The organism is Wolbachia endosymbiont of Drosophila mauritiana (assembly GCF_004795975.1).
Classification (GTDB): Bacteria; Pseudomonadota; Alphaproteobacteria; order Rickettsiales; family Anaplasmataceae; genus Wolbachia.
The window spans coordinates 846,557-857,714 of record NZ_CP034335.1; the positions used below are offsets into that span (position 1 = coordinate 846,557).

Genomic DNA, 11,158 nt, shown 5'->3' on the forward strand with positions numbered 1-11,158 from the left:
ACAGAACCGGAAAAAAACCCCTAAAAACTGGAAAAGAGAATAGGAATTTGACATAAGATATTCCCAAATTTTCAATGTTCATATGGTTATAAGCAGTACAGCTATTAATCATCCATTATTGATATACCTGAATTATTCTCAGTAAATAAATCAAGTATAATGTTAGGTACTCTACCATCAACTATGTGAACAACCCCTGCACATTCTTCCACCATTTTAGTATATGACATAAGCCTTTCAACAAATTTTTCTCCTTTAATTTTTCCACAATCAATCGATTCTTTTAAATTTTTAATCAAGACTCTTCTATTGCCAACTTTGTTTATTTCTTCATCTGTATCACTCAAGATTATCATTTTAGATGCGTAAACTGCAAGTGCAATTGCACTTGCAGTGCTATCAGTATCAATATGATATGTTTCTCCATTTTTTCCATAACCGATAGGTGCAATAACTGGTATAGAATCTGATTCTTCAATAAAGAATAATATATCAGTATTGATTTCAGTTGGTCTACCGATAAATCCCATATCTAGTATTTTTTCAATATTATTTAATCTATTTTCCCTAAGCGTAGTGCTTATCTTTTCAGCTTTTATGAGGTTGCCATCTTTTCCACATAGTCCAATAGCTGAACCACCAGCAGAATTTATATGCTGAACAATTTTTTTATTAATTGAACCACATAGTGCCATTTCAATGATTTTCATAGTGCTTTTGTCTGTAAGTCTGACACCATTTATAAACTTATCATTCATACCTAGCATTTTTAACACTGAGTTAATTTCATATTCTCCGTCATGAACTACCACCGGATTTATACCAAGCTGTTTCAACAGAACAACATTATGCGCAAAAGCACTAAGCAGCGTTTCATCTGAGATTATTACACTGCTGCATTTGATGATAAAAGTTTCGCCTACAAATTTAGGTATGTTAGACAGAATTTCAAATAATATTTCTGTTTTTTCCTTCAATGGCATCTTACCATTTAAAGATTCATCACTTTTCATTTTTTTATCTTGTAAATTTGAAAAACTCATCTCTTACCTTGGTGATTTTATGCTTAACACGAATGCTTATTTGATGAATTGACACATGTTCATTATTAACCCACTTTTGAGTATTTTCTAGAATAGCATCTAGACTTTCCTGACTCACTTTATCTATTTTTGTTAGCACAATATTAAAGTTAATACTATTACATATTAACCAATAAATAAAGTCTTTGTCTATTTCTTTTAATCCTACCTTGCTATCTATAAGCACAAACACTCTTTTTAGATTTCTCCTGTGAATTAGATAGTACTCAATTAGGTTTAAGTATTGTACTGCTTCTTCCTTGCTTGCAAAAGAATAGCCATAACCCGGTAGGTCGACAATCCTAAACTTATCATTGTACATAGAGTAAAAATTTATTTGTCTAGTGCATCCAGGTTTAGAAGAAACTCTTGCAGCTTTTTTGGTGTTTATCAGCAAGTTGATTAAACTCGATTTTCCTACGTTTGATCTACCAGCAAATGCAATCTCTGGAGCCGACTCATCTGGTAATGATTTTTTGTCTGAAGCTCCAAATATGAAGCTGCAGATTGATGTTATCTGTTTTGCCATTATACTTAGGTAGAAATATTCGAGACAATTATAGTGTTATTGCTTGATATAAGAAATTTTTTATTTCAGTATATATTACTTACTTAAACAGCTGAAAACTAGACCTGTACTATATGGATATAGAGAATAATTTACAAGACTTAAAAAAAAAGTTTTCTGATGTAGAGAGAAATCTGGAAAACCCTACCAATTTGAGTCAAAAAGAATTCGTTAGTTTTTCAAAGGAATACTCTGAACTCAGACCAATTATCGAGATAATCAATGAATATAATATATTAAAAGAGGAAATTTCAGATTTAGAAGAAATCATGAAAGATGAGAACAGCGATGGTGATATAAAAGAGTTAGCAAAAGAAGAACTTCTTGAGAAGCAAAAGATACTATTACCGAAAGTAAAAGCAAAACTAAAGTTGGCATTATTACCCAAAGATGAAGATGACTCAAGAAATGCAATATTAGAAATTAGGGCAGGCACAGGCGGAGAAGAAGCGGCATTATTTGCAGCGATTTTATTTCGTATGTATCAAAAATATGCAGAAAGAAGAAATTGGAAGTTTGAGCCAATAAGTATTTCCAATACAGGTATAGGTGGCTATAAGGAAGCTTCTGCACTCATTAATGGAACAGAAGTTTTTGCAAGACTGAAATTTGAGTCAGGGGTGCACAGAGTACAAAGAGTGCCAGAAACTGAATCTTCAGGAAGATTGCACACTTCCGCAGCTACTGTTGCAATATTACCTGAAGTAGAAGAGGTTGACTTTGAAATAGAAGAAAAAGATTTACGCATAGATGTTTATAGATCCAGTGGTCCTGGAGGGCAATCAGTGAATACAACTGACAGCGCAGTAAGGGTCACCCACTTGCCAACAGGGATAGTCGTAATACAGCAAGATGAAAAATCGCAGCACAAAAATAAGGCTAAAGCGCTCAAAGTGTTGAGAGCAAGGCTATACGAAATTGAAAGACAAAAAAAAGAAATGGAAAGGTCAACAATGAGGAAAAGCCAAATTGGTTCTGGAGATCGCTCTGAACGTATAAGAACTTATAACTTTCCACAATCAAGAATAACAGATCATAGAATTAATCTCACTTCACATCGATTAGAACAGATTATAAAAGAAGGTGAACTAGATGAATTGATTGAGGCATTGATTTCACGAAATGAAGCAGAAAGGTTGGCTGGAGGGGGTAATGTTACTTTTTGATGGAAATTTGAAACAAAGCATAGGTATCAGGTTAAAAAGAAGTAAAGTTAGTTGTTCATAATTTAGTTTTCCCTTTAGTATTACTAATGATAACAAAGATATGGAAACGTCAAGCGAATACCTATTCGGTTAATAGCATCATATAGAAAAAGGCAAGTTACATTTATTTGTTGCTGCTCATAGAACATCCAAATTCAACTATAGACCTGCTAAAAGGTGTAGGAAATCTGGTTCTGTCGCATCTATAAACCATAGAAAAGAAGATCATTAAAGCTGAGATTATAGGAGTTATAGAGCCATTAACATAGCAAAATTCTCAAAAGTAGAAACATTGTCATTAGCTCCGATAATTTGTTTTTTCTGAATCATGCGAATATTTTCTATACCTGTAATAGTAATCTTTGCGGAATGAAAATTTTTAAAACTAAGCATAGGCTTTATTCGCTTCTTGATAAACCTATCAACAATATTATTTAGATATTTTATTTGAAGAACTGTAATCTTCAGAAATTTCTGCATTCAAATCATCAAGAGCAGCAGTATTACTGTCGCTTTTATCAAGGTTCTGTCGCATTTGTAAGGAAGTAGAAAGAAGAATGATATAATTGTCTAAAAATAAAGCAAAGATGTTTCGTATCAATCAAAAATTATTGCCATATTTCAAAGGATTTAGCTTTTCAGCGATGTTATCTTACTGCTGCAATTGAAGGCAAAGCTTCTCCTCTAAACCCAAGGTGCTTGATTTCTATTAACTCACCATCGCTTAATTTTGAAGTAGCGTGGCGCATAAACGCAAGTTCCAAATCTTCCTTTTCTATTCCATTTCCATCTTCTGTTACAGTTATAAGATTACGCCCACCACTTTCTATTTTGATCTCTATCTCTAGCATCTATTGCATTTTCTACTAATTCCTTTTGCTGGCCTCTCTATTACCTCTCCCGCTGCTATACGGTTTATTGTTTTTGTATCTAAAAGAATTATTGCCATATTTCCAACTCTCAGTCTGATCAGGATATAGCTTGAATATCAATGCAAATCAAGTTCTCTATTAGGTGTCTTAACTAATTTAAAAACAGAAATAGTTGTAAAAACCCAGTCCGAAATGTTATCTCATGTGGATCTATGTTTGAATTTTAGTTGAATATTTTTACACAATTGTGTATAATTATTAATGCTTTTTATCTTACTTTCTCATGGCTCTTTCAAAGTTTCTCGATCCAAAATTTGACCTGTCCTTTAAACGAGTGTTTGGCACTGAGAAAAATAAGAATATCCTTATCCACTTCCTCAACGATATCTTAGGCTTTACTGGGGTTAACACTATAGAAGATGTTGAGTTCCTCAGCACTATCATGAATCCTGAGATTGCTTCTGATAAAAAAAGCATCGTTGATGTTCTTTGCAAGGATTCATATGGAAATAGGTATATTGCAGAGGGGCATAGCCTCTATTGGTCTTAATATCAAAGCTAGCTCCTTTTTCTAAGAGCTTTTCTGCTACATTTAAATGACCATACTTTGCAGCTAAGTGTAGAGCAGTATAGCCATCATTGTCTTTAGCATCAATATCCGCTCCCTTCTCAAGAAACTTTTCAACCTTGCTAAGATCACCTTCCCTTGCAGAACTAATTAATAAATTATTATTGTTTAGAGTCATATGTATACCTCAATAAGAATCAAACTTTGAGAATACTCAATATAGCATACTACTTACACCAAATATAATAGTCACAATATTTTCCATACATAAAGAATCAATTATTTTATAAGGTGATTAAGGTAATACTTTGTTTGTAAAATTTATCAACCTATAATTTCAATTTTTTTGGAGTAACTCTATACTTTTGTTACTACTAACGACTTCAATAATATAACCATTCCAGCAACCAAAACCAGCAAGCGTGAGAACTGTTTTTCTTGGAATCTTATGGTCTACCGCCATTCTGTTAAATGAAGATACAGATACCTTATTACTTATGCTTCTTCATTTTATTGTATGCACCAATACCTATTGTCAACTAACTTCTGTGAATCACTATTTTCCAATTGATTACTAACTTTTTTCTCTAACTTATTACAAATGTCACCTTGCATTCTATGATTAAGATCTTCAAATTGCATTGATATGTCTGGTATGTTACCTTGAAGCAGTTGTATATTAGGCGTATTTTCCTGAGATGTTGCACTTGTATTCTCTAATCTCCTTTTCTTAGACTTATCTAAATGTATAGTTGTCTTATGTCGTTTCTTATGTGATTGCACTTTTAAGTCTGAAGAACAAGGGCCTGAGGACATAATTGATTGCGCTTTTTGGCTATGAATAGCAATACAATAAAGCAAAAGATCTTTATATTCTAGATTCATAGTAGCCCCTCGCTCTAAAAGGTATTCAATAATATCTAAGCGACTAGCGATAAAAGCGTAGTGTAGAGGACTAATACCATTTCTATCCTGTAGATTTACATTAGCTCCTTTTTCTACAAAGTATTTAACAATATTTAGGTGACCAGCAATAACAGCATAGTGCAGAAAACCCCTACCATGACTATCTCGTAGATTTATGCAATCTTCTCGCTCTAAAAGGCTAGGAACAATATTTAAGAGACCACTGAATTTTCGATTCACATTAGCCCATTTATCTGTAAGGTATTCAATAATATCTGAGCTAGCAGTGACACCAGTATAGTGTAAAAGGTTTATACTATTTCTACCATGAAGATTTACAATATCTTCATACCTGAGAATGTTCAGAATAGCATTAAAAGTATTACCAACAGCAAAATCAACTACTTCGGGTTGTGGAAAAAATGATTTTTTCTCTATTTCCTTTTCTAAATATTTTTTTCTTTCACTTTCAATAGACATTTCTTGTGTAGTGCTAAGATGATTTAACCCTATTCTTTTCTCCTGTAACTCTTGCCAGTTTTGAAGCTCTTGTGATGCCTCTTTTTTTCCAAGATAGTTATACCCAACAGATAATTGTATAAGATTTTTATAAAAACCTATATGATTGCTTTCATACAACTCACCTGAGCTAATCAAGTCGTTGAACTCCGTTAACACTTCATCTAATAGATTTTTTTTGTCTTTTATACTTCTCATCTTTTCAATAAAAGGACTTCTAAGTAGAAATTGACTTTGTTTTTGGTATTTTAGAATATCGAGCAAACTCTCTTGTAAAATCGACGAATTCAATTTATGTAAGTTAATATGTGATGATGTCGTTGTAAGATAGAAGTATTTTTCATCTTGAATGCTATAAAATTCCGCTAAGGTCCGGGTGTATTTAAGATATGAAAAATACAATAGGTCATGATTTTTAAAAAAATCTTGATAGAAAGCATCTTTTTCTGTAGAATTAAATTCTACCTTAAAGTGTTCAACGTAGTACAATACCGTAAATGCACATAGATATTCTCCCTTCATTACAAATATTCTAGCCAAATCAATTGATAGAGTCGCCAATCTACTTGATAAGCTATCACTTATAGAAAGTAGAGAAGCACAACTTCGTAAATAATCTAATGCACAATCATACTTCTCTTCTATGGTGTAAGTAATAACTATAAAATGATCTAGGAGCATTTGCTCAAAATAACTCCTGTAGCTGCTTTCTCTGAGTTTAAAAAGCTCTTTTAACCCTGAGCAATCTTCTAATGCAACTAACGCAAGGGCACGTAAATATCTAATTTTTAAAGAATTTTCCGTTGAAGATGCAATAACCGGCAGTATTCTTGTTGAAAGCCCGACAACTTCCTTATACTCGCCCTCTAAATGTAAACGCGTGATAGATCTAATCATAAAAGGCTCTTCTTCTCTAAAAGTGTTATAGTTTCCAAGGTGATCAACTAAGGCGATAAGATGCAAAGTATCAGTTTCTTCCAACAAATTGCTAAATTCATCTTCAAATATTTCTACAGCAGTTAGCAGTATATCCTCCTTTTGATCTTCAGCGATTTGCGAACGTATGGCTTCTTTTATCGATTTATGCATAACATACATTTTTTTTTCGCCTATCATTTCTATATCAAGCAGAGAATAATTTTCCATCAATTTGAAAGTAGATTCTAGTTCAACCAAAACTGAAAACATATCTGGGTTAATGTAGCTGTTACCCAAATGAGCCATAACTCTCAAACACCTAAAAGGTACTCCTTCATTTTTCTCTTCCATTACTTTCATGGAAATGCTCGTCGTTATTGATACAACCCTATCATATTTGCTCTGCTTGTTGTTTTTTGGAATTATCCGATCAAAATCTTCATATTTTTTTAAATATTCATAAATTCCAAATACTTCTTCTAAATTACTTAACTTACTATTTCTAATATAAGCTGCTGCCAGCCTTATGGCTAATGGAAAACCTTCGAGCTTTTTTACAAATACTTTTATTTGTTCGTCTTGTAATTTATCTACTATTCCTAAAATTCTTTTAGTAAGTTGTACAGCTTGGTCTTCTTCAAAAGTGCCCAAAGCTACTTCTACTACGCCTTTACAAGGCTGATCAAGAGAAGTGAATAAAAAATCAAAACCTACTCGATCCTCTACCTTTATAATCTCTTCCACGTCTTCTCTTCTAGCATTATGACAAATAATGAGACATCTCTTACTTCCTATTAGTGATTTGGTTTCTTCTATACACATACCTAACTTCCTTTGAGTTAAAGAAGAAAAACGCCTCTCTATAGACAACATGTTGCTGTCTTCTGTCTCATAGATATGGCTATAACTTTCTTTACTTTTTTCAGCACACTTTCTAGCCAGTTGAGTTTTACCCATGCCATGTTTGCCAGTTATTACTACCACTGTCCCTTCTATCTTTTGCAATTCTTGACATATCTTTTTTACTTGCTCCTGCCTTCCTGTAAAGTTATCTACTGTGGCACATACATCTTTAAGCTTCTGTTTCTTAAATTTAGACTTAAATTTTTTGATAGAAAAGAAAGATTGATTAACTCCCTTTATACTAAGTGGAAATTCCTCAGTCTCTTTTGTGTCAGTATGCTCTAATTCAAAGGATTTCTTATACTCTTGAAAAATTTCTTCAGCACGGCTTTTAAATATTTTTTCTAGCTCGGAATAATAATCTAAATCTTGTAACTTTATTAGATTGCTTTCCACTAAAGACACATACTCAAAACTTTTTTCAGCTTTTTTTAGCCTCATTATGCTTCTTGCCGTATCTCGCTCCCTACTGAGCTTACTTTCTGCTGTGATTAAGGATTTTTGACGACAGAGTAGGCTTGTTTTTCTTCTTTTATAAAAAAGCATGCTTTCCTTAAATAAAGACTTTGCTTCTTTCTCAATATGTGATCTAACCTGTCCTAAAAGATTATTCCATTTTTCTCTACTTGGTATTTGAATCTCTTCATTAACAATAGAGAACACCTCTCCCACAGTGTTTGCAAAGTTTTGCTGATCTAAAGTATATACGTAATCCTCAAATTCTGCACTTGTAGTTTTTGCTTCATCATACACTTTTCTTAACTTCTCGTATATAAAAAGACGACGATAACCATACTGACTAGATTTATCTCTTTTTTCATAATAGGTAAGAGAGGCTTCTTTTTCTGTTACAATTCCAATATTTTCACATAGATCTATGATGTTATAATTTCTCTTTCCATACTGCACCACTTTACCATGTATTTTCTGTGAATATTTATCTAGAACAAGAGCCTCAACCATGCTTGCACCATCTGCACTCCTATCATATTCTTTTTGAATGTAATATTGAATTATCTTATCCATAATATCCTCTACCACATTTGAAACTTGATCAAAACCAATTTTCTCAAGTTGTGCTTCAAAGCTTTGAAAAATATCACACCCAGCATCTACTAACACTTTCCTAAAAATCAGCTTACAACTGTCAAATGTTTCTATTAAATCTGATAGACAAGAAAAACTTCTGCTCCTATATGCTCTCTCGCCACTTATTGTCCTGACACCTACACATACTGGAAATCCAAAGATGCTTCGTACAAAATCTTTGTTAGCTATTTCTTGTGGAAGCACTTCTTTTTCCCTTCTTATCATCTCTCTAAATGTAGAATATATAATAAGCTTCATTTCAAATGACTGTACAAAGCTCTGAACAAAATTTACTAAATTTGAATATTCTGTTTTGTAAAATTGACAATGATTCCTATTCTCGTAAGACAAGCGTATTTTATTATGACATTTTCTCTGTTCACCATGAGTTTCAAATGAATTTTCCTTACACAGTGTTATTGCAGTTTCTAATAGCTGGGACATTGCTTTTATCTCATATGTACCACCCCAAGCTTTAGGACTCCTCATACATTCTAAATATGCTTCAAATTGAAATTTCTGAACCTTTTTAGGGTTATTTATCTTCTCAAGTTCAATACAAATGTCATCTATTGCTTTACTATTGAAGTGGCTGGGCTGGAGTTTACTAGACTTGATTCCATACTGCTGCTCAACTTCAATTTCAGAGCCAAAATCAGAAAGAAATTTTGCTTTAAAGCTACCATTTGTTATATAATTTTCATTTTTACTCTCAAAAAAGTCTGTCATACTGATCTCATCTTTCAATTCCTCTTGAAATGAACGCATTTTTTTAACAACTCTTTCACGAAATACTTTCTCTACTAACCGCCTTAGCATGTCATTTTGATAAATATCTACATCACCTTGGATTAGCCTTTGGATTATTTGTACATCATGGCCGTCTCCAAATAATTTGTAAAATCTCTTGCAGAATTCATTATTGTCAAATTTTACAGGAGTTAAATAAGCTAAAGCAGCAGACCAAAATAGGCAACTACCATCTCCTGGAACATCAATTCTTTTATACGAAACAAGTGGTTGCAGTATCTTAGCAATGCCCTTCCTGTTATTACTTCTAGCGATGTCTATGGAAGTCTTACCCTCCATGTTTAAAACATTAGCGTTAGCTTTTTTTCTCAATAGAAACCTGATAATTTCTAACTCGTCATTACGAACAGCAATATGTAACAGTGTATCACCACGTTGATTAACCTGAAAATTAACATCCAACCTTGGATGTGCTCTAAAAAAAACTTTTAGCTTTTCAAGCTTTTCCATTTCTAAAAGACTACAGTCCTCTATAGTATCAATAAGTTCTTCATATATTTGCTCCAAGGACAGTTCTTTCAACATACTCTGAATTTGAGTTAGGTCAGAATGAGGTAATATTTGCTTCCTCAAGATTGGTTCAAAATGCGCACCTCCTTTATTTATTATATGTATAGTATCTTTGTCATTATAATCTGTACTCACAGGTTTGGATGCTAACCCATCAATAAGACACCCTGACATGGAAAGATCTTCAATAACATGCAGCTTAACATTATATTCATTATATTCATTACAAATCATTCTTCCCTCAATTTCAGGCCTACCCCATATAGGAATCTGCAACGTACTTCCATACTTTAAACCAGTTAATGATGAAAACACGTCCTTATTATCCCTCTGCATTTTTTCTATATCTTCAATACTGTATTCTATATAAATCAAATAAGTTTTCCATAATTCATCATCATCAATACCAGGCTCTGGAAGTACTACTTTAGAATCTCCACGGTTTCTAGCATCTGCTATAATCTTTTTTTTCATTTCTTGACTACTTAAAGCTTGCTTCCTACAAACTTCCCTCAAAGACTTCACAGTAAAGTTCATTTCAGGTTTTAATTGCTTAAGTCCTTGTGCAACTGCGTGAAAGAAACAATCCCCTCCTCCAATTGCTTTCTCTATTGTAAAACCTTCCGGCAGCTGTAATATTTGCTGACTACTAGATAGCGGTGCGTCTTCTTTTTGCATTCTTATTAACCTAGATTGATTATCTGCTACTTGTTCTCCTGTATTTTCTTTACCTAACATAAAGCCCCCTATAATTTTAATGTTCATATTTGAATTGTTTTGTCGTAAACCTCTTTTCTCAAGATTGGTTTCAACATTTGATTCTTATGCAGCTATACCAAATCAATTTGCTGTAGAAACCTTACGGTAATCCTAAGTAACTTTGATTGCTGAGTAACAGTGTGCTTTTCTTTTGATTTCTGACTAAACTAGATATATTCTTAAAAAAGTCAGGATTGCTTTCTGAATGATGTACATAATACAATGCATCTGACTCAATACCTCATGTATTTATTATGTTAAACTCCACTATAGCTAAAGAAATCTAGCAGAACAAGAACTTTTTTCATGTTTTAGCATTTTAGTTTAGTTTGTATTTTTTAAACTAAAGCCAGTGCTTGCAAAAATACTTCTATTTTTTTACTTTAATGTACTCTTTCTACTTTTAAATAAATTAATACCCACTTAATCTCACACATCACTAAAAACCT

General features: G+C 32.8%; 5 protein-coding genes and 3 pseudogenes. 2 read left to right on the plus strand and 6 right to left on the minus strand.

Features of this window, described 5'->3' with window-relative positions; genetic code table 11:
* Nucleotides 1-104: 104 nt before the first annotated feature.
* Both argB and yihA read right to left on the minus strand, forming a co-directional pair.
* Nucleotides 105-1,043, minus strand: a complete 939-nt coding sequence (argB, locus tag EJB00_RS04125) for an acetylglutamate kinase (RefSeq protein ID WP_225416244.1) — start codon at nucleotides 1,041-1,043, stop codon at nucleotides 105-107.
* Nucleotides 1,018-1,614: a ribosome biogenesis GTP-binding protein YihA/YsxC gene (yihA, locus tag EJB00_RS04130; RefSeq protein WP_369800724.1), complete on the minus strand. Its 597-nt coding sequence runs from the start codon at nucleotides 1,612-1,614 to the stop codon at nucleotides 1,018-1,020. The genes argB and yihA overlap by 26 nt, the downstream gene beginning before the upstream one ends.
* Before the next feature lie 110 nt (nucleotides 1,615-1,724).
* On the opposite strand from yihA, the gene prfA reads away from it, so the two are divergent.
* Nucleotides 1,725-2,816, plus strand: coding sequence for a peptide chain release factor 1 (gene prfA / locus EJB00_RS04135; protein ID WP_135352696.1), 1,092 nt, complete (start codon nucleotides 1,725-1,727; stop codon nucleotides 2,814-2,816).
* 288 nt (nucleotides 2,817-3,104) lie between these two features.
* Here prfA and EJB00_RS04140 read toward each other — a convergent pair.
* Both EJB00_RS04140 and EJB00_RS04145 read right to left on the minus strand, forming a co-directional pair.
* A pseudogene (locus tag EJB00_RS04140) lies at nucleotides 3,105-3,378 on the minus strand (DDE-type integrase/transposase/recombinase); the annotation flags it as partial.
* A 130-nt stretch (nucleotides 3,379-3,508) separates the two neighbouring features.
* Nucleotides 3,509-3,804, minus strand: a pseudogene (locus EJB00_RS04145) (ATP-binding protein); the annotation flags it as partial.
* Nucleotides 3,805-4,010: 206 nt separating this feature from the next.
* Between EJB00_RS04145 and EJB00_RS04150 the strand changes: the two are divergent.
* Nucleotides 4,011-4,253: pseudogene (locus tag EJB00_RS04150) on the plus strand (PD-(D/E)XK nuclease family transposase); the annotation flags it as partial.
* Here the strand turns inward: EJB00_RS04150 and EJB00_RS04155 are convergent.
* Nucleotides 4,168-4,473, minus strand: coding sequence for an ankyrin repeat domain-containing protein (locus EJB00_RS04155; RefSeq protein ID WP_051063883.1), 306 nt, complete (start codon nucleotides 4,471-4,473; stop codon nucleotides 4,168-4,170). The pseudogene EJB00_RS04150 and the gene EJB00_RS04155 sit on opposite strands and share 86 nt — an antisense overlap.
* A 332-nt stretch (nucleotides 4,474-4,805) precedes the next feature.
* Complete coding sequence (locus tag EJB00_RS04160; RefSeq protein ID WP_135352780.1) at nucleotides 4,806-10,688, minus strand: ankyrin repeat domain-containing protein; 5,883 nt, start codon at nucleotides 10,686-10,688, stop codon at nucleotides 4,806-4,808.
* Nucleotides 10,689-11,158 lie beyond the last annotated feature (470 nt).